This window comes from Rubripirellula tenax, from assembly GCF_007860125.1.
GTDB classification, from domain to species: domain Bacteria; phylum Planctomycetota; class Planctomycetia; order Pirellulales; family Pirellulaceae; genus Rubripirellula; species Rubripirellula tenax.
Window position 1 is genome coordinate 712,559 of sequence record NZ_SJPW01000002.1, and the last position, 21,438, is coordinate 733,996.

The following is a 21,438-nucleotide window of genomic DNA, read 5'->3' on the forward strand; positions in this document are numbered from 1 at the left end:
CCAACAGAGTAGAAACGATGAATCGAGCCTTCGTAGCATTGCTGCCCACAGTCTTGGCCTGTGTCACCGTTGGCGCGGACGTAAAATCGCAGTTGACGGTCGATCAAATGACCATCGACGAGGTGCAGTCTTATGTAATTCAGAATGACGTTCGTAGCGTCGAAGATCTCATGGCTGTGTTGCCTCCTGTGATGCGGAAAACGTTTACTCTTGTCGAACACTCGCGGTCACGGCAACGGCCTTCCTCCGCGCTTTTCCCACGCATCATCATGTTCCTGCCGGACGGTCGGTTCTTTATGACGATTGCGACAAACCACAAGAGTCGCGCCTACAACGATGTCGAGATGTTGGAGTTTCAGGATGACAAAACATGGCGACTCGATCTCGTGCGATTCCCGGATGGACTCAGTCAGCTTAGCGAGCGGGCGAACGTTGATTACCGTCAGAAGCTGCCATCGAACGAGTCATGCACTGGTTGCCATGGACCGAACAGCCGGCCGATTTGGGGAGACTACCCGGTCTGGCCAGGCGTCTTTGCGGATAACGCAGGTCAGAGGCTAACCGAACGGCAAGCTCGCAGGCTAACGGAGGCATTGAATCCACGGGGTGGCAATCAAAGACTGAAGCTACTCGACTGGCGAACTCCGGATGGTGTGCCGAAACGAAGCTGGCAGGAGAACGAACACTTTGATATTCCAGCATATCGAGATGTGCCAAGCCCTGATCTTCCCAACGATGCGATCTCAGCCAGGCATGTCGAAAGCATCTGGTCCACGATGTCGCGGAATCCGAACAAGACAAAGCTTGTGCTTGCGTACCTATTCTTGGATCAACCTGATTTTTTGGAATCGGTTTCACCTATCTACCGTGTGCGCGTGACGCAGGCAAAAGAAAAGCTACGTGCCTTTGTCGATCAGGAATTCGCGAACGGAAGTTACGAACACCTTGGTAACCACCATAGCGACAAGGCATTGTTGCTGTTTGGACTGGATACCTACGACGATCTGTATGTCGCGTTAGGCAAGAATGATCTGAACAGTGATTTCGAGCCGCACGAATGGGACATTGACCGGAACTTTGGTGCCGGAGGGGACGACATTTCGGCATTCATTGTCTTGCGAATGATAAACGACTTAATTGACGATCATCCGAAGCTCGAACAGCATTTCGTAAACAATCAATACGCGTACCCCGCCTATCGCACGTTGAACGAGTACCGTGAATCCGTAACAAAGTGGCTCTGGGACACAACGGTTGCCGAGCGAGTCGCGCACCTTGAACAGCGTCGGCATCTCGCAGGAGAAGTCCGCTACGGCCACTTGATGACCGACGAATTGCAAAGCGATATTGTTGCGGACCTCTTACAAATTGTTGAGGCAGAGTTTCCATAGTCAGATTCGACGCTCACAGAACTCGCCCTGCGTCTAGTTTCAAACCTTTGGCTACTTGAGTTGTTTCGTGGCAACGACTGGATTCAGTTCTCAATGCTATGATGCAGAACCTGCATCAAATCCAGTTCAGTAGCGATTGTTGAAATGAAACGGCACGACGAATCAGAGGAAGAGCGTCTCGATCACCTGATCCAAATTGGTCAGGAAAACCAACGTTGGCTCGAAGGCATGTCAAAGTGGTGCTCGCACTTTGAAATGAAACGTACAAGCTTCGGAATGTACGCGGAGACGACTGGCCTCCCGATCGCTTCATTTCGGGTTGGATGCCCCAAAATCTCAGGAGGAGAAAGTGAGGGAATGCATCTAAGCTGGTCATGTTCTCGATTTCTTGTCGAGCATTGCGTGAATTGCAGTTATCACACACCGAACGGCGACACAACGTTCGGCGAAAGTCAAATCCAAAAATTCCAAGAGCAGAAAGACAAGCAAGGCGAAGAGAATCGTCGCCATGCGGAAGAGATTGAGCGTCTTAAGACCAAGTTCCGAGAACAAACCACAAAGATCCGTGCCGAGACCGACGCGAAGTCGAGACAGATTCTCTCCTACCTCGAAACCGTACTCGATAGCGGAGTCGCCGCTCAAGACGAGCCGCTAGAACGCCTCGCAGAATCTGCGGAAATCGCTAGCGATTTGTTCCCGACACCAGCGGTCGAATTGGTAGTTGATCTTTCGGGCATGGACGACTTTGCAGAACAGTTTTTGCCTATTGCTTCCGAGCTGGCCAAGCACGTCGATTCAATGTCGGATCGCTTTGTCCAGATGGCTACTCTCAACATCGAGCAACATAGGCAGGTTGAGCGATCAAGTGAGATTCTCTTGAAATCGTCTGGAGACGATTCGTGTCCACTTAGCGGCAAGGCGATCAAGAACCTATTGAATTCACAAAACCATCATTTCCTAGCCGTCTATCACGACCACGCCGACTATTCATGGTCAACGAAAGTGATGATTCGATGTTTAGACGAACGCCCCGCACGGTTCGTAGAACTGGCAATTGCTGCACTAGATGTCGACAACGACACGCGTCGCCGCAATGTTTGCGGCGCGATCCAATCCATCCAGGCGCAACGGCCCGAAATCGCCATCGAACTACTAAACGCTCTTGTAGGTGCCCTGCAACGACAAGAACGCGACGGTCAAGATAGACCGTCGAGCATCATCACTCAAATCCTGGAATCCGCTTTTCGCCATCGTCCGGAATCGGTGGACAGCGTGCTCTGCGAATGTATGGAATCGCAGCGTCCAGCCGTCTGTGAAGATATCGTGCAGGTCTATCGAGGACTCTTTCTGAGCGACGATCAGGAAGCTTCAGGACCTGACAAACACTCGATAGCGGCGAAGACCATCGCTTTGAAACGTATCATCAGTTGGGTCCAAGATTCCACGCTAGACTTGTCGATTCGGGTTGAAGTGCTGGAAGCACTTGAGATCGCATGTAACAACTTCGCCAGCGAAGCTTACAAGCATTTTGATCTGCTACTCGGTTATTTCGCGATGATCTGTGACGAAACAAACCCTCCAGATCCGCTAAAGCCAATCGCCTTACCGGATGAACCACCGGAGAACGCGCAGCAACGTGCTCTAAAAAATTACTCAGCGGCTCAAGATTGGCACTTCTTCAAATCGAGGTTGCGATCAGCAATCGGGGAACTCTGTGAAGAAATGCCTGGAGAATCGTTCGATTCAATATCTGGATGCCTAGCCCAAGTTTTCCCGGTAGTCAGCAATTCATTCAAAGCAGCCTGTTTTCACTTCCTTGGTCAGATCGGGAAAGATTTCTTGCTTCGGTCAAAGACTCTGCCATACCTGATGAAAGGCCTCATGGACTATTCCTCTGGTACGGTACGAGCGGCTGCGATTGAATCAGTCGTCGCGGCATTTTCTTACTCAAACTCAAAACCTCCCAGCAACCTCGTCGATGTCATCACGGTTCACCTGAAGGATAGCTTGCAAGTTGTTCATCAAGCAGCGCTGCAAGCGGTGAGACGGAACTCAAGTTGGTTCAATGATCAGCAAGCAATCGAAGTCGCTCAGATTCTGCCTGGGCATCTACGTGCCTATGCCAACAAACCGCACCAAGTCGCCGAGATCTGTGAGACGATGCTGTCGCTGATTGCCGGACGATCTTGGCTTGAGCCGTTTGCGGTACGGCAATTGGAGACCGTTATCCCAATAGGTGAGAGGCTATACGACGCGAAGGTTGTCGAGCAAATCGTCCGACGTTTTAGGCCGGATGGTTCCATGTCCAATCGAGTTGCCAAATTCGTTTCAATTTTTTTGGCATGCTACGGTCGTGATCGCTACAGCCAGGATCGCCGCCGTGCGCAGGGGTTTGAATGGCTAAACGAATTGGGCGAAGGTGACGTGGTCGCCTGCAAATCAGATCTCCTGCAAGCCGCTCAAGAACTCGCGCAGCGCGATCCCTGGGATTCGATTCACTTCGCGGCTGTTTTCGCGAACGCGGGCTTGCATGACTCGGAAGCAAGGGTACTCGCTACTGCGTTCGAGAACATCGCTGATGAGCCGAGAAACGAAGGCTTGCGAGGGTTAATAGAGAACCTGTTGCACGTAGCAAACGGTAACAAGCATCTCGCGGTTGACGACTGCGACGCTGCGGCAGAGGAATTTTCACGGATGAAGGTTGTCCGATGAAAAGTCATTCCTACAGCCTGACGAATGCAGAAGCCTCTATGTCCGTGCTTCGTGAAATGCGTTCGATCATTACAAGTGACTATTTGATCGAGAAGATAGATTCCGGCCAGTTCAAGGGGATGGTTGAGAGGTTCGAGACGGTAGCCGATGGCGAGCGCAATAGTAGATCCTCCGATGCGTGGGGCCTCGCGACGGACGCATTGCGATTGCTACTGGCGATCCACAAATGCACTCAGGCTGCAAAAGATGGCTCAGACGAGCTACCTGTCATCACGAAGCAAATTGAAGTCTTGAATCGGGTCTTCACGCGAAATCTGTCCAAGTCCCGCATCCCGAATACAGCAAGTCTGACGCACGCGAAATCGAGACTACAGGCGTCTATTGACATTGATGAGGATGACTTAGTCGAGCTTCTGCTTGCACTTCCCCTCCCAACCGTCTACTCGGCAACGAAGAATCCGCAGTCGTTTGAATCCACAAGCGGAGAGTCGAAATCTGCGGCCCCTGCCACGACTCCATTGCTGAGAGTCATCGCATTCCTGGATAAAGCTGCCGTGGCCAGCCCCCAGATTATCAAACCCCAAGTGATGTACTCGGTTGTCTTCCGAGTTCGGGGGCGGGCATGGCCGGACAATGCCGTTCGACTCAGGATAGACCTTTTGACAACCGTCCCTGGGAGTGAATTTGCTGTTTCAGAATTCCTGGCTGATCCGCCAGAAGTGACAGAAGGTCAAGCATTGAACGCAGAATTGCAAGGCCAACTCAAGTTCAACTCGTCGCAGAGTTCGTTAATGGAAGATCTGGTCTTCCGAGTGCGTGCAGCCTTCGTGACCATAGACGGCGAACTTCGCGAAACCTCCGTCATCGGGCACGATGAACTGCGTTTGAGGGTTGTCGATGCCGCGATGAATCCACTGATGACTGGCAATCGGAGTCTCGATCAGCACATCTCAGAGTTGGTCACGCGTCTTGTGACAGAACATCCTTCAGTACAGGACGAGTTGTCAAATCTTCTTGTCGTGCTCCAGGGTTTGACGCGGTTGTTGGCGGCCTATGCACAAGAAGCTATCTACAAGGGCAGGCAGGACGTGAGGGAAAGCGAGTTTCAAACACAGGTCTTACGTGACCTACGGATGCAACCCGAAATGGGGCAGGAGGTGCATGAGGCGACCGACCAGGCTGGCGGTGAAACGGACATCAAGTTCCGTGACGTGACTGTCGAGCTGAAGGTCGAAAAGAAAAATGGTGACCGGAACCACCTGAAGAAAAAGTACACGAAGCAGCCGGTGCAGTATGCCGGTGTTGAAGCGAAGCAAACAAGTGTCCTACTCGTGCTCGATCTCACCGAAAAGGTCCAACCGCCCGGAGACATTCGCAATGACATTCTCTTAGAGAAAGTCAAGACGCATGGTGATGACGATCCAGCATTTCCATCATACGTATTCATGTTCGTGATGAACGGCAACTTAGTTAATCCGTCAGATTACTCTCGGTAGCTTTGCTCTGCGTATTGCTTGAGACGGTTGACGAATGATCGAAGAAAATTCGCATGTTCGCCTACAAACCTCGGTTTCCTCGGTTTTTTTGAATTTCCATGAAATTCGTGCAATTGCGTGAAAGATCGTCGAGGGTGGTGAGTCTTCTTCGTAGAGGAGTGCCGAAGTGCTCGAAGCCTTGCCCCAATCGGAAGTCAGATGACTGCCAGTCCACCCGAAACGCGAGCCAGCTTGATCCTGCGATTGCAGGATGCGGCCGACATCGCGGCTTGGGATGAGTTCGCAGAAGTCTACGCTCCCGTCGTCTACCGATCGGCACGGCGGCTTGGGTTGCAAGCGGCAGACGCTGACGACGTGGTTCAAGAAGTGCTCTCAGCGGTGGCCCAGTCGGTCAAAGACTGGATCGTCCGCGAGGACCGAGGACCTTTTCGAGCTTGGTTGTATCGGATCGCTCGCAACACAGCGATTGATTTTCTGACACGTCGCAAGCATCGACCCTGGGCAGACGGTGGTGACGAGGCGACTCGGCAATTTAATGAAGTCGAAGCGGCAGAAGACGTGTCGAGCCAATTCGATATAGAAGTTCGTCGCGAGATATTTGCACGGGCTTCCGATAGGGTTCAATCGCAAGTCAGCGATACGACTTGGAAAGCGTTCCACCGCACTGCCGTTCACGGTGAACCGATCGAAGCGGTCGCAGCGCAACTTGGTGTCAGTCCCGGCAGTGTCTACATCGCTCGTAGCCGAGTGATGAAGCGATTGCAGTCCGCAGTCAAATCCTTTGAGGAGATATCCAATGATGAAATGTGAAAGCATCACTTTCGATGACCTACTTGATGCTGAGGACGACATCGACACACATAATCCTGACATTGCCTCGCACCTTGAAACTTGTGCGCATTGCCAAAGCCGCTTGTCTGGGCTGGTCGCTAGCGATGAACAATGGGATGAGACGCGGCATTGGCTATCAATGGACAATTCTAGAGACGCGATCGTTGCCGAGTCGCTGGAAGCACGTGAGCGTTGGAAACGTCCCATTGCCTGGAACGACGCCATGGCAAAGTCGCTTCTATCCGCCGCCAGTCATCCCGAGATGCTGGGCCGGATTGGCCGGTACGATGTCGAGCGTTTGATCGGCAGTGGTGGGATGGGCGTGGTATTCAAAGCCTACGACACGGAACTGAATCGTCCCGTCGCCGTGAAGTTGCTGGCTCCGTATTTGGCTAGCAGCGGTTCGGCGCGGAATCGGTTCGCTCGCGAGGCTCGCGCCGCGGCAGCGGTCGTCGATGATCACGTTGTGCCGATTCACAACGTCGAAACTGACGACGAGCATCCGTTCCTGGTGATGAAGTACATCGCAGGCGGTTCGCTGCAACAGCGGCTCGATCGCGAAGGGCCGCTTGATGTTTGCGAAGTACTGCGGATCGGCATGCAGACCGCCAAAGGACTCGCCGCGGCGCATGCACAAGGTTTGATCCACCGAGACGTCAAACCATCGAACATCCTGCTTGATGAAGGCGTTGACCGAGCGCTGCTTACCGACTTTGGTCTCGCCCGAGCGACCGACGACGCCAGTCTGACTCGAAGCGGTTTCCATCCCGGTACGCCACACTACATGTCACCTGAGCAGGTCCGAGGTGAAGCGATCGACGCCCGCAGCGATCTGTTTGGACTCGGCTGTGTGCTCTACGCCCTCTGCACCGGTCATCCACCATTCCGCAGCGAAACGAGCTACGCGGTACTGCGTCGCATCACCGACGACACGCCGCGCCCGATTCGACAAACCAATCCAGACGTTCCCGAGTGGTTGGAGCAGATCGTGCGGAAGCTGCTCGCCAAATCCCCCGACGACCGATTCGACTCCGCCGAGGAAGTCGGCGAACTGCTCGAAGACTGCCTCGCCCACGTGCAGCAACCAACGACCGTTCCTTTGCCGAAAGCGATGGAGATGAATTCGATGCAAAATCGCATGAACTTAGTTCCGAGCCAAAACAAGCCTGCGTTTCTTTCAGTGGGCCTGGCGTTGGCAATTATCCTGGCGATCTTTATGGCGTTTAGGGTAATTGATGGGCGATTCAGTCCGTTACCGGTCGGTAACTCAGTTAGCAACAACGTGGAGAGCAAGGTGCGTCGGACAAGTCCCACCGGCGCACATATTGGTACCAACACTGCTTCTGTTGTGGTGGGGCATGATGAAATCGACGTGCACTATGTCGTTTTCTATGCTGGGAACTTTCAAACTTCATCCAGTGGAACGCATAATACGCAAGGAATGTCTTGGGTAGATCGTGGCAGCATTCGGCTAGGGAAAGATCGTTCGTTCGGATACTATCGCGAGTCTACAGATCCTTTTGATTTAGCGATCAACGGTGAGGAATTCGACCTTCGGCAAGGTCGGGTGCTTGAGCTGACTGATGAAGGAAACGTACAGCAAATCAAGCTGTTTCCTTCGTTACAGGATGCGTCGCAACCCGCCCGCGTTGCGGAACTCATTGACCAGTCGCGTCTAAGCAATGAAGAACCGATTACCAACGACAAACTGCGCGAGCAACTTGCGGTAGTCGAATCTCAATTGGCTGATTTGCTAAAAACACACGCGCCGACACATCCACTGGCAGTGAAAATTTCGCGTTCTATTATTGAACTGAAGAATGAAGTGGGCGAGGAGTCCCCCAAAACATCTACTCAGCTTCGCCCGTTTGACAACTGACGCGAATCGTCATTCCGCTCCAGCAATTTCGATCTAAAAGGACTTTCGATGAACACGAATACCACGAGGCGGCAAGTGCTAACTGCCGCCGCAGCTTCGCCCCTCTTATTGCCAACGGTTGCAATGGCAGGATCAACAGAGGCGGAAGGGCTGACCGTAGCAACGGGCCAAACCGACGATCGAAACACTGGACGGTCGGGGTATTCCGTCGATATGCTCGTTCTCGACTCGAAAGACTTGTCGCCAGTCGTTGGTGCTTCCGTCGAAGTGACATTGATTGGTCCAGATAGCGGAGACGGCGGTTTTGCTGCCTTCGCGACGAACATGATGGGAATTGCAACAATCAACGAATCGCTTTGGCCCGGCCGATATCAAATCAACATTAAGGCACCGCAAGGATCCAATCTCCGGGACGCGGAATTTGCCACGCCGGAAACATTGCTGGTGGTTCTTAAGGACGGCTCCTACTCGCCGCGAGAATTTCGACTTGCTTCCAAGTGAACGTACCCGACGGAAGCGTTCCACTGACTTCAGACGGCTGAAGTGTTACGGAAATTCCTGTTTATTCGTGCAAGATCAGCGATCGGAGTTATGGATCGTGAAGGCTCTCGGAGTCGTTGATCCCGCCGGGGCAAGCCCGAAGCGGAAAACCAAGGATGAACGAGGGAGAGGGACGCGTTGAGTCAGCGATGGTAGCTGCCAGTTGTTTGCTCCGCCGGGGCAAGCCCGGACGGAAGCATTCGCGCTAAGTATCCGCCTCCCCGCTTCCGCCGGGCTTGCCCCGGCGGAGCAAACAAGTGGTCGCTACAGCCAACACGAAAGATAATCCTTGATTCTGAATCTTTAGGCCTCCGCTCCGGGCTTGCCCCGGCGGAGCCAACGACTCAATGCTGGTGGTTCCGCATACCCATCGACTCTGCGACGAACCATGGTGCCGCCTTTGCACCGCGACGGATCTCCAGGGAGTGCAACTGGCCCTGTATCAGTCAGGTGATTGTGGGCAATTTTCGGTCGCTTGAACGGAGTCTTTTGTTTCTGCCTCGCATTGGTCGGAAGCGTTCTTGTCGTCACGATATCGCCCTTCACGAGAATCTTCTGAAAACTGGCCGAATTTCTGTGACAATGGCGTCTCCGTTGTGTGTTGTAAGTGGGAGACATCATTTTGCAAGGTCCGGAAACACGAGCGTCGCTGATTGCCAGCCTCAACCAAACCGCTTCGCGAGAAGCCTGGGATGAGTTCGCTGCGATCTATCGGCCTTTGATCATCAGGGTGGCATCGGCAAAAGGATTGCAGCACGCCGACGCGGAAGACTTGGCTCAGGAGGTGCTAGCGATTGTCGGACAAAAGATCGGCGACTTCGATCTCGATCACGGTGGATCGTTCCGCGGCTGGTTGGGGACGATCACTCGCAATCTGGTGGTGAATCATTTGTCGCGTGGCAAAGGTCCAATCGGCAGCGGCGACTCGGCAGTCCAGGCGTGGTTGCAACAGATCCCCCAGCCCGCCGATCCGACCGCGACGCTGTTCGATCTTGAACTGAGACGCTGCCAGTTTCAGGCCGCTGCCGAGAAAGTCAGGCCACAGTTTAGCGAAGCCACCTGGGACGCGTTTTGGTTGACGGCAGTCAAGCGCGTTTCGATAGCGGAAGTTGCCAAGCTGCTTGATAAAACTGAAGGTGCCGTGCGGATGGCAAGATGCCGAGTGATGACCCGACTGCGTGAGGCTGCACTACGTGACTCAATCGAAGAGGACAAGAAAGATGATTGCTAGATTTCACTATGACGAACGAACGCTCGATCGTTTGTTGCACGACCGACTGAGCGAAGATGAACGCGAGGTCAGCTCGCACGTCGAGGCCTGTGAAGTCTGCCAGAAGCAGATCGACGACCTGTCGCGTAAAGGTTTGTCGTGGGATGACGTGGGCGACTTGCTGAGTAACGTGGACCGGCAGCCTGTTGACGTTGGGAATCGCAAGCTGGAAGCTTACGCCACGTTTCTGCAACCCACCGAACATCCAGAATCGCTCGGTCGTTTCGCACGCTTCGAGATCATGGAGTTTCTAGGTCGTGGCGGAATGGGCGTTGTGATGCGGGGCTACGACACTTCGCTGGACCGACATTGTGCGGTGAAGATTCTGTCGCCCGAACTGGCAACCAGTGCGTCGGCTCGCAAGCGTTTCTCGCGTGAAGCAAAAAGTGCCGCAGCCGTGGTCCATCCGCATGTCGTCCCGATTCAAACCGTCGATGAATATAACGGATTGCCTTATCTGGTGATGCCGGTCGTGGAAGGTCAGAGCCTGGAAGCTCGTGTCGGTGATTCAGGTCCATTGCAAGTTGTCGAAGTCATCCGCATCGCAAGTCAGGTCGCCGATGGGCTTGCCGCCGCGCACGCTCAAGGTCTTGTCCATCGCGACATCAAGCCAGCGAACATCCTGTTGGAAAACGGTATCGAGAGAGTCCAGATCACGGACTTCGGCCTAGCCCGAGCGATCGACGACGCCAGCATGACTCGCAGCGGTGTGATCGCAGGGACGCCGCAGTACATGTCGCCCGAACAGGCTCACGGCGACACGATCGACCATCGCAGCGATTTGTTTTCGTTAGGCAGTGTGATGTACTTCATGCTCACCGGCCGCAGCCCCTTCCGTGCCGAAACGACCATGGGCGTACTGAATCGCATCGGCAACGATCAGCCCCGACGTTTGCAAACGATTGATTCCAGTGTGCCAGCATGGCTGGAAGGCATTGTGATGAAGCTGCTTTCCAAATCACCCGACGACCGATTCGAATCAGCCGCTGAAGTCGCTGAACTACTCGAAGACTGTTTGGCTCATGTACAGCAACCAACCTCCACGCCCCTGCCAGACACCGTAGCGAAACTCGTCAAGAGTTTCGGTTCCGACGAAACGAACTCCGCCGAAAGTCTTGGCAACTTTCGCTACCCACCGATCGGCAAACTCGTCGCGACCGCAGCCTTCGCATTCTCACTGATCTTTGCAGGCGTACTGATCGTGCTGGAACTGAACAAGGGCACGCTGACGATTGAGTCGGATGTAGATGACATCCCCATTCGGATCATGCAGAACGGAGAGCTTTACTTAAAACTGACCATCACGAAGACCGGTAGATCTGTTCGTATCGCCGCAGGTCACTATGTGGTGGAAGTTGATGGCGAGTTGGATGGGGTGAACGTCGTGGGTGGCAAGGTCACGCTGACGCGAGGTGAAGACGAAGTCGTGAAGATTGCGTTAGTGCCAGCCGACATCCATTCCCATTTGGACAACGCAAGCGATGAAATAACCGCACATCATCATCACCATCAGACGGCTCCCAAATTCCCGGACCTGAACGTCGATGTCAATGACGTGACGAAAGGCGGCGGTTGGGAATTGCACAAGACGATTCGTGGAGCAAATGAAAATCGCAAGCAAGTCAATGGAGTCTGGTCGGTGGCATTCTCTCCCGATGCAGAAACCCTCGCCTCAGCAACTGGCGAGAAGACCGTCAAGATTTGGGATGTTTCGACCGGAAAACTTCAAACGAAGATCCAGCGCCCAGTTGCGGCCGCGAACCTCGCATTCTCTCCTGACGGGAAACTGCTCGCGATCGCGGGCGGAGACTTTGATGGCCCGCAGTCTGGCGAGATCGTCATTTGGAACTTGAAGGAAGAAAGAGTTCAACATGTGCTGGATGGTGGTGACACGGCAACTTTCTGTTGTGCCGTCGCATTCTCGCCAGATGGCAAGCTGCTGGCGACGGGCGGTCGGGACAAAGCGGTCAAGCTTTGGGATGTTCAAAGCGGAAAGTTGCATCGCCGAATGTCAGGCCACTCCGATCTTGTCCGCGATGTCTGTTTCGCGTCGGATGGCAAAACTCTGGCCTCGGCCAGTTTTGACAACACGATTCGTTTGTGGCAGCTATCGACAGGCGAGCCGATTGCGACATTGCATGGACACGATGACGCAGTTCGCAGCGTCGCGTTCTCTCCAGACGATCGCGTGCTGGTGTCGGCAAGCGAAGATAAAACCGCTCGTGTGTGGAATGTCGCATCGCACGAGCAGATTGGTGTGATGGCCGCTCACAAGGCTCCCGTCTACTGCGTGGCATTTCTGCCGGATGGACAACATGTCGTTACCGGTAGCCAAAAGGGCATGCTGGTTTGGGATGTTTCCAAGATCGATCAGATCCCGGCTCACGTCGACCGACCAACTCGAGAGATCTGGTCGGTCGCGGTATCCCGCCAAATGGTAGCCATCCCAGAAGACTCAAAGATTGTGCTTTGGAAACGGCGTGATCTCGGTTTAGACGAAAAAAAGTTGCCGGACGCTTATAGCAATGTTCCAACGACTCGTCTTCATCGAGTCCGTGAACCGCAGGCCGCGAAGACGCCCAACCCAGTGCAGCCGAATCCTGCTTATGCACCGGGTCGTGGATACGCACAACCATATGACCCGTTCGCTGGCGGAAGCAGCTTACCGATTCCAGTGAATACGTTGGCGGGATTTGTGCGTCATTTCAATCATAGGATTCAAGCCGCTGATCTTGACGTGCCTCCACAGCCTCCACTCACGGTCGAAGAATTACGCTGCTTCGCTCAGTGGAAGCTGCAAACCGACAAGCAGCTCTCCGTCGAAACAATGGGTGTGCTGACCGATATCGGTATCGGTGGATGGCTACCAAAGCACTGGAAAATCGAAGGAAGTGAGTCTCAGGTCAAGACGGGTGATGGCGAGATTGGCGTCTACTCCATCGAACTTGCGAGTCAATACTCCGGCACGACGATTGTTGTCCGTCAACGTTTCTTTTCCGCGCCAGTCAACTTCCACGGACCTCGGCGTCCGGATCCGATTGGAACCGCGACGCCGCTGCAGGCCGCAATCACCGAGTTCAACGCAACTCATAACGAAGTTGACGGGCTGCGTCAGCCGCCGCTCACTCTGCAAGAAGTTCTGGCAGCGATCCTTGACTGGAAGTCTCGACGCGATGAAGCCCCAGTCGACAACAAGACGTTCGCCAACTTTCAAGAGATTGCACTGACACATCAATTGCCCTCTGGTGCAAAGATTGAGGTGCTTCCTCATTTCAAAACGGAAACGGGAGACTCCTTCAAAATCTGGTCGGTGCGGGTCGTCATGCCGCAAGTCGCAAAGCCTGGATCGACAATGGCCTTCACGATTCGCCAGCAGTACCTTTCAGTCAACTCCGCCATGGCGTCAGCGATCCACTGGGGCAAACCCAACGACCAGGGACTGCAAGCAGGATTCCGTCTGATTCCCGGGCAACGGGCATATCAGGTAGGAACGCCAATTGAGACGGAGTTCCTCTACCGCAGCACTACGGGCAAGTCGATTTCTGCCACCGTGCCGAACGTCTTTTCCTATCAAAACATGATCGCTCGTGATGCCGGCGGCAAAGAACTGGACGTGGTCGAGCTCCGAAAAGAGATGGTCGTTGGCGGTGCGATCAACACGCAAATCGGAGAGACTCCAATCCGTAAGCGTGGCAACCCACTGGATCTCGGCTATATCACTCCCGATCCAAAATTCGATAGTATCAGCCCAAATAGAACCTACCTGACCGTGAAAGACGTCCAAAAGGTCTTCCTGTCCTACGTCGTCAGTGATCTAAACGGCGGCGGGTTGCGCACCGGAGAGGTTGCAGTCGACATTGCTGAAACCTTAGACGAACCCAATTTCCCATCGATAGGCGATCGTAAAGAACGGACGCCGGACAAATTCAATGTCGAACGGGATGAAGATGCGGCCAAGATGAAGTCTTCTCCCAACGCAGCCAGCTATGCAGATGCGCCAACCAATACATCTTCGGCAATCAAGCCTGTCGCGATAGCGGTAGACACGCCTTACTGTCTGGTTTGGGAATCAGCCAGTAAGGTTAGTCTGCATCATGAATTCGCCAACACGCTGAACCTGGACGGCAAGACTCGAACTGCCGTCGACTCTTTGTTGACTGAGATTTGGACCGAGTACATTGACGATGAGCGCGATCGCACGAAGTACTCGCTGGCAGCAGACGGGCACTTGGTTGCCGAGATCGGCGATCTTGCCAACGACCGCAGCGGGCTGGCGAACGAATTTTTGTCAAAGCTGGGCAAGATCGTGCCGGATACCCAACGTGATCGCATCTGGTCTGCCGTGAAAACTCGCACCGACCGAGGCTTCGATGAAATCTGGAAAAGCGATTCGGAAGCCTATCCGGCACTGCTCGGCTGGTCCAAAGACAACTCGCCCATTCGCATCGAAATCCATCGGACTGCTGGCGGCTACCACTGGTACGTTCGGCCCGGCAGCCATGGAGTAACCGGAAACGGAAAAACGCTTCCACCGGAACTACAACACTATGTGCAATTCGGCAACGAGGCGACGTCGCAATAATCAAAGTTGGATAGCCGTCAGTAGTCAATGAAGATAATGAAGCCGCCAGCTCTCTGTTCTGGGCTTGCCCCGGCGGAGCCAACCGATCTAGTGCTTGACGAAACGACGCTCCTCCCTTCGCAAACTTTATTTCTATTTCGCTAGATTTACCCTTGACTACCGCTAGTAACTTCCGCAATCTCTAGTTGAATAGAATTTAACTCGGGAGATGAGTCAATGGCGAGACCGAATTCGGAGTATCCAACAGAGTTGGAGCTTCAAATACTGAAAGTGTTGTGGGACGCGGAGCCGATGACGGTTCGCGAGGTGCGTGAATCGCTGGCGGCAGGCGGGCGTGAGCTAGCCCATACCACCGTGATCACGATGCTGGGTACGATGGTGGATAAGGAGCAAGTCGAAAAGCTGGAGCCGACACAGGGCAAGGCGTTTCGGTTCTCGCCGTTGATCGGGCGAGACCATGTTTCTCGCGGGATGCTGGGGGATCTTGTGGATCGCGTCTTTGATGGTTCGGCCGAAGCGGTGATGCTGAGTCTGTTTGATGTGGCGGAACTAGACGCAGAAGAACTGGCAGGCCTGCGCAAGTTGCTGAACAAGAAGATGCGGGAGGCCAAGTCATGATTTTTCCAACTGTTGCTTGGTCCGAACTGTCGCTGCAAGTGATGCTCACGTTCGGTCATTTCTTATGGCAAGCGTGCGTCGTCGCGGTCGTGCTTGTCAATGCCGAAAAGGCATTCGATTTTGTTAGCGGTAGGGCGCGAGCCCTCCGGTGCCCCGCGCCGAATGAGCCAACACCGGACGACTCGCTCCGTTCCGCTAACGTTCGTTACACGTTCGCTTGCCTTGCGTTCTTCTCTCTGCCGGTTTGCGTTGCCGCAACATTCATGTGGGTTCACCAATCGCATGGTCCGGTCTTTCTCGCCTCTGGCGATCCCATTGAGTTGCCTGTTGTGGATGTCGTGTCGACGAACGAGCGGTCGGAATCACTCACAAGTAGCGAGATTCCCGTTCTGCCACCGCTTGAAAGCCCCGCTGAAACGGAGTTGTATAGAGCCGAGTTGCCAGTTGCGGAACCGCTTGAAGCGTCGAGTCCGGCTGTTCGTACACTTTCATTGACACAGCGAATTCAATCGTTTGCACCCTATCTGCTGATCGCCTACGCATTCGGCGTCACATTGATGTTGACGCGATTCGGATTGTCGATCATTGGCTGTTCGCGGTTGCGGCGAACGCATCAACCGATTACCGATTCCAACCTGTTGAAGGTCATCGCTGAACATTCGTCACGGCTTGGATTGAAGCGAGTTCCGGTTGTCGCTCTGTGCCAGAGAGTCACCGTGCCGGTGGTTGTCGGCATCGTCAAGCCGATGATCCTACTGCCTCCAGCCCTGTTGTGCGGACTCGATCCGAATCAGCTTGCCGCGATCCTGAGCCACGAAATGGCACACATCAGGCGATACGACCTGCTCGTCAACTTGTTGCAACGTATTGTTGAATCGCTGCTGTTTTTTCACCCGGTGACCTGGTGGATCAGTCGCCGTATCAGCATCGAACGAGAGAACTGTTGTGACGACATAGCATCAGCAACAACGGGTTCATTGTCCTACGCAAATGCGTTACTCCAGATGGCGGAACTCTGTATTGGGAATGATCCTAATCGATTATCGGCGCTGGGAACATTGTCAGCAGCCGGAAACAACACGACTCAACTTGGGCATCGAATTCGGCGGTTGATCAGTGCGGAGCAATCAACGCGAGTTGGACTTTCGCGACGGACCGTTGGGGTGACGCTCACTGCGGTTTTGCTTGCGAGCCTATCGATCGTTGCCTTGGGGCAGAGCCAGCAATCTGCGGAAGGCGAGTCTGCAAACGAAGAGGATGCGCCTTCGACGTTTACGCCCGAACCCGTTTGGCAGCAGGAGTTGACGGAACACGATCGTTCATTCGGTGTTTTCCCGACATCCAACGTTGTCGTGACAACCGATCGAGTCCTTTCCTCTACTCGGGATTTTGATTTGGGAACCGGAGCGCTATTGCGCACGTCGTTCCCGCGATACGCTGATGTCAGCAATGATGATACGCTGCGTTCGGTCGTGCGTCGAGTATCGTCCGACCGAATGTACATCGTGGACGTCTCCGTACGAGAGGCATCAACGACAGTTTCAGATGGCGGACGAGTTTCGCCGTGGCATGAGATTCGCGTACTGAAAACGACAGACTTCACGCAGGTAGGCAAAACGATCGTGTTACCTGAGTACGCTGATCTCGATACCTTTTCTGTCGATATCGAGTCCGGTGGTGCCTTTGTCCTATTGGGTGATCGAAAGGGCGTTCGCGTCTACCGCGTCGAAACTGGCGAAGTCGAAACCACGTTGCCGGTCGACATCAAACGTGTCGATGCGGTTGCCTTTTGTCCAGACCGTGAGTGGTTGGTCGTATCCGATCAGAACGATTTGCATTTTTGGCGTTGGCGCGATCAGGCCCCCGTCAGAACGATTCACGTTGCTCGCAAGATCGATTGCTTGAAGTTCACTGCGGATGGGCAGTATCTTGCCGAAGGGCCTGATGTCCGCCAGGACATTCAGATTCGCGACATGCGGACGTTAGAGATCGTGGCTTCTCTTCAAAACGAAGTTGGTTCGTTACTGATCGCAAAGACGATCGACATCTCACCTGATGGTCGATTCCTGGTTGCCAGCAACGACGTAATGGTTGATCCGACGAAACTCATGATTCCCCATCGAGTCCACGTGTGGGACTTGCGGACTCGCGGCAGGCCTGTTTTTCAGATCGCGACCGAGGGCCAAGTTCGTGGCGCTGCATTCAGCGACGATAGCCGGCGATTAGTTGGCGAATACAGCGGCAAGCCTCCTGCAAAATTGGTTGCCTGGGATTTGCCTTCCGAGATTTTCGAGCGTCAATCCGATCCGCCGTCTGACGCCAAAGATCGTTTGGGCGACGGCGTTCAGTGGTCAATGTGGGGCGATCGCGACGGTCTGCTCTCCGGTGCGCGACTGATCTTACCCGAAGGCGGACTGAAGTCGGGTGACCCATTGATGGTCGAGTATCGGTTGGCAAACGTCTCCGGCGAAACCAAGTCGTTGGATTGTTATCTGAACGATGGGATGCAATTTCCATCGGTCGATAGTAACAACCGGATCAGCGGAGTCGGGCTAGCGAGTCAGGAAGGAACAACAACGTTGACACTCCAGCCCGGCGAAGTCTTCGTCGATACCGAACACGTCGTATCCATCGACACCACCGGCTTGTCGCCTGGCCAATACACGGCAGACCTGCGGTCGGCATTCTATGTCCCCGACGAGACAGACAAGAACACGACGCACGAAATCCCGCATCGCGGGGCATTGCCGTTCACATTGCTCGGGGAATTATCCCCGAAGCAATCAGTATTACCTGAAAACAATATTCATTGGGGTCAAGACGTCGCGGGATTGCAGCTTGGTGCAAGCTGGGCCCACGAACAGGCCCACTTTGAAATCGGCTCGAACGTCGAAGCGGACTTGTTTGTCGCCAACGTGTCGGATCAGCCACTCGAATGCAGTGTTGAACTGCCTCATCCCGGCGACGGCTGGAACTTCAACGTGGCCGCCCTCGCTGGCTCAAAAGACAAATTTCAAAGAGCCTTTCCTATAGACTTCTATAGCCCAGTTCGATACATCCATCTGAAGCTGACGTCTGGCCAAGTCGCTCGAATCACAGGAGACGATCAACTGGTGTCGCTGTCAGCGGATCCGGACGATCACGCATCACCGACATCGTTGCCTCTGCCTCAATTTCTTGTTGTCGGCACATTGAAGAAGGCTGAGCAAATAGCCGGAGAACAAAACTATCTCGCCACGCTCACGCCAGCGGGCGGCCGGTATCAAGCCGTCTTCGACGTGACCCTACACCGTGCGGACATTCCGAACTTGCGATTGGAACTGAACACGGAGGGGGTTCCTTTTTCCGTGGCCGGCCCCGACTGGAAGCCGATTGTGCTGCAATCGCCGGATTCCTCAGCCGACGTCTCTGCGGTTTCCAAAGAGACGTTCCGTTTGCCGGAACACCGCCGCGTCGGCAGTGTCGCTTTCCATGCTGATAGCCGAAAGCTGGCGAGTCTTGTTTGGGAAACGGCACCGGATCAGAAGGGTCTGCGGGTAACGGTTCGCAACTGGAGCCTCAACGATCAGAAGTTAGTAGACGAAGTCGAACTGGATTGGCAGACGGACTGGACGCGGTACGCGAGCAACTTGCTGTTGTCTCAGGACTGTAAACGCGTGGTCGGATTGCTGGACGGTGAGATTTGCGTGTGGGATGCAGTGAACGGAAAAATCGTTTGGTGCCACCACATTCCCGATGACATCAAGAGCGACGAACGCGGCTCTGTACGCTTTGGAGCTTTGACGGGTACTCCAGATCTTTCGCGAATCGCGTTTGGAAAATCGGTGTCCCTCGGCGGAACCATGCCGGATGCTCATGCGATTGTGATGGATACCAACAGCGGGCGAGTGATCCAGAAAGTCAAGATGGAACACCGGGTTTCTGTTCGGAGCTTGGCGCTAACGAGAGACGGTAAGCGATTGGCGACCGTCGGTTCTCAGTATGGGTCAAGTCTTTGGGACGTAGAGAGCGGGCAGCTCGTGCTGGACTTCCGAAACGACAATACCAATCGACAGTATCCTGATCCGTCGGTCAAGATAAGCTCGACCCAACAGGTTTCCAGCGCCGGCTTCTCACCTGACGGAAAATCGTTCGCGATCTGTGACATGCTGGGCGTCAAGCTGATTGACTCGAAGACAGGCGAGATACTGCAAGACATCGACACTCCGTACCGCTACCACAGCAATCCACAATTTGTTTTCTCCGCCGACGGCAAGTTGTTCACATTGCTCGGAACGTTTCCAGAAAAAGGCGAGCCACGCATGATTTCGATCTGGTCTACAGAATCCGGTGAACGCCTGCGAACGCTTCCGATCGAAGCAACGGCGGCTGCATTCTCTGCCGATGGTACGTGGTTCGCTGCCGGCAAGTCCGATCGCAAGGAGGCTTTGGCTGTTTGGCAAATTCGCGAATCCAAACCGAACCAGCCCGCCGATCCACCCGAAGACGAAGCCAACCAAAGCGACAATCGCACACGTCGATTCAAACTTGTGGACGGCGAAAACGGCACGCCTCTTCAAGGCATTCAGTGTACGGCAAGTATTTTCAAGCAAGGTTCGCCTGCAAAGCTGCTTCCCTACAGCAGTGACGCGGATGGTATTGTTGAGGTTGACGTTTCAGAAGACGAATCGGTTTGGATCGCTGAAGTGCCGAGCGGCTGGTTTTCGTCGGCTCCTTCGGTGACAGTGATTCAACTTGACAAGAATGGCAAGCCGAAGCACGAGCAAACCGCAGCGAACGATGAAGAACCGACGATCGTCAAGCTATGGCGAGGCACCGAAGTCGATGGTCGGTTGCTGTGGCCAGACAAGAAGCCAGCGGCCGGAGTGAAGCTGGCTGCTGGCGTTTATATCAACGATCAGTCTTGGAAAGAAAAGCTCGGCATGGATTTGACGCTTTATTCGTTTGACCACGGAGACTGGCCGAACTGGAGTCGAACGATCGTCACTGACGATGCGGGGCGGTTTCGCGTGACTGTTCCACCAAGCAGCTCGCGATCGTGGTTACGAATTGGCACGACAGCACTCGGGTTCGGACCGCAGATCGGAGTTGGTGAAGACGAGGCCGTTACGCAGCGACTGGCCAAGTGCTTGCCACTGGAAATTCAGTATGGCGGCAACAATCGAGGCAACGTCCTGATTGTTTCGGACAAAACTGACGCAGAGGACATGGCTCTCCATGCGGGTAACTTGCAATTGGAGACCGGCGTCATCGTGCGTGGTCGCGTCGTTGATGCAGAAGGCAATGGATTGTCGAACGTTCATCTGACAACCACTGGCCCGCACGGGCCACATTCAGGTCGCAAGGCAATCAGCGGCGATGACGGCATTTTTGAGTTTCCGGTTATGGCCGCAGGCAACGTGACGATTCATCCAGACGCTCGCTTGCGTGATGGCAAAGAGCAACTACCTGGCACGGCTAACTCGCGCGACGTACAGGCCGTCTTCGTCAGCCAATCCTTCACGATCGCAAAGACATCCCTGCCACAAGAACTCACGATCCGTGCAGTGCCTCACACAGAAGTCGCTTTCGAGTGGGTTGACCGCCGCACGGATAAGACTCAACCGATCGCCTACTACGGTGCGTTTCGCGTCCGCGGTCACATGCCGGACGAGAATGGCAAGCCAGGAGCATATTGGACCAGCAAAACCGAACGCGTCGAGCGCGATGGTAAGTCAATACTTGTTGTGAAGATTCCAACTCAACTTCTGAAACCGGAGTTGATGCTAGTTGCAGACCGCCGAGTCACCGCCAGCTACAGCGATTCCAGCGGTCTCACCTCCGGTCCCGGCATCGTGCAGCTTGGCGATATCACGTCAGGCACAACCCGAACCATCTTCGGCGACGAACCGCGAGCGTCCAAAGCTTATGACGACAAGAGTCGTTAATCCCGCCGGGGCAAGCCCGGAGCGGAGATCCAAAAAGGAATATGAGAGGGGGCGTTGAGCGAGCGATAGTAGCTTCCAGTTGTTTGCTCCGCCGGGACAAGCCCGGACGGAAGCATTCGCGCTCACTATCCGCTTCCGCTGGGCTCGCCACTGTCCGTCGCGACGCTGGCGACTCTATCGTCGTTTTCACTT

General features: G+C 54.3%; 10 protein-coding genes. All 10 read left to right on the forward strand.

Features of this window, described 5'->3' with window-relative positions:
- Positions 1 to 17 precede the first annotated feature (17 nt).
- The 10 genes from Poly51_RS08430 (at position 18) to Poly51_RS08475 (ending at position 21,246) form a co-directional block, all read left to right on the forward strand.
- Positions 18 to 1,391 (forward strand): hypothetical protein, encoded by a 1,374-nt coding sequence (locus Poly51_RS08430; protein ID WP_146456257.1) that lies wholly within the window; start codon positions 18 to 20, stop codon positions 1,389 to 1,391.
- Between the two features lie 402 nt (positions 1,392 to 1,793).
- Entirely contained in the window at positions 1,794 to 4,103 is a 2,310-nt protein-coding gene (locus Poly51_RS08435; RefSeq protein ID WP_146456259.1) for a hypothetical protein, read from the forward strand.
- A complete protein-coding gene (locus Poly51_RS08440; protein WP_146456261.1) occupies positions 4,100 to 5,599 on the forward strand; it encodes a hypothetical protein in 1,500 nt (499 codons plus the stop codon). The genes Poly51_RS08435 and Poly51_RS08440 overlap by 4 nt, the downstream gene beginning before the upstream one ends.
- Positions 5,600 to 5,797: 198 nt before the next feature.
- On the forward strand, positions 5,798 to 6,409 hold the full coding sequence (locus Poly51_RS08445) for an RNA polymerase sigma factor (RefSeq protein ID WP_146456263.1): 612 nt from the start codon (positions 5,798 to 5,800) through the stop codon (positions 6,407 to 6,409).
- On the forward strand, positions 6,396 to 8,309 hold the full coding sequence (locus tag Poly51_RS08450) for a serine/threonine-protein kinase (protein WP_146456265.1): 1,914 nt from the start codon (positions 6,396 to 6,398) through the stop codon (positions 8,307 to 8,309). Before Poly51_RS08445 ends, Poly51_RS08450 begins: the two co-directional genes overlap by 14 nt.
- 48 nt (positions 8,310 to 8,357) lie before the next feature.
- Positions 8,358 to 8,810, forward strand: coding sequence for a hypothetical protein (locus tag Poly51_RS08455; protein WP_146456267.1), 453 nt, complete (start codon positions 8,358 to 8,360; stop codon positions 8,808 to 8,810).
- A gap of 646 nt (positions 8,811 to 9,456) precedes the next feature.
- Complete coding sequence (locus Poly51_RS08460; protein ID WP_246114350.1) at positions 9,457 to 10,080, forward strand: RNA polymerase sigma factor; 624 nt, start codon at positions 9,457 to 9,459, stop codon at positions 10,078 to 10,080.
- Positions 10,070 to 14,701 (forward strand): WD40 repeat domain-containing serine/threonine protein kinase, encoded by a 4,632-nt coding sequence (locus Poly51_RS08465; protein ID WP_146456269.1) that lies wholly within the window; start codon positions 10,070 to 10,072, stop codon positions 14,699 to 14,701. Before Poly51_RS08460 ends, Poly51_RS08465 begins: the two co-directional genes overlap by 11 nt.
- Positions 14,702 to 14,917: 216 nt before the next feature.
- Positions 14,918 to 15,319 (forward strand): BlaI/MecI/CopY family transcriptional regulator, encoded by a 402-nt coding sequence (locus Poly51_RS08470; RefSeq protein WP_146456271.1) that lies wholly within the window; start codon positions 14,918 to 14,920, stop codon positions 15,317 to 15,319.
- Complete coding sequence (locus Poly51_RS08475) at positions 15,316 to 21,246, forward strand: M56 family metallopeptidase (protein WP_146456273.1); 5,931 nt, start codon at positions 15,316 to 15,318, stop codon at positions 21,244 to 21,246. The genes Poly51_RS08470 and Poly51_RS08475 overlap by 4 nt, the downstream gene beginning before the upstream one ends.
- Positions 21,247 to 21,438: the final 192 nt, after the last annotated feature.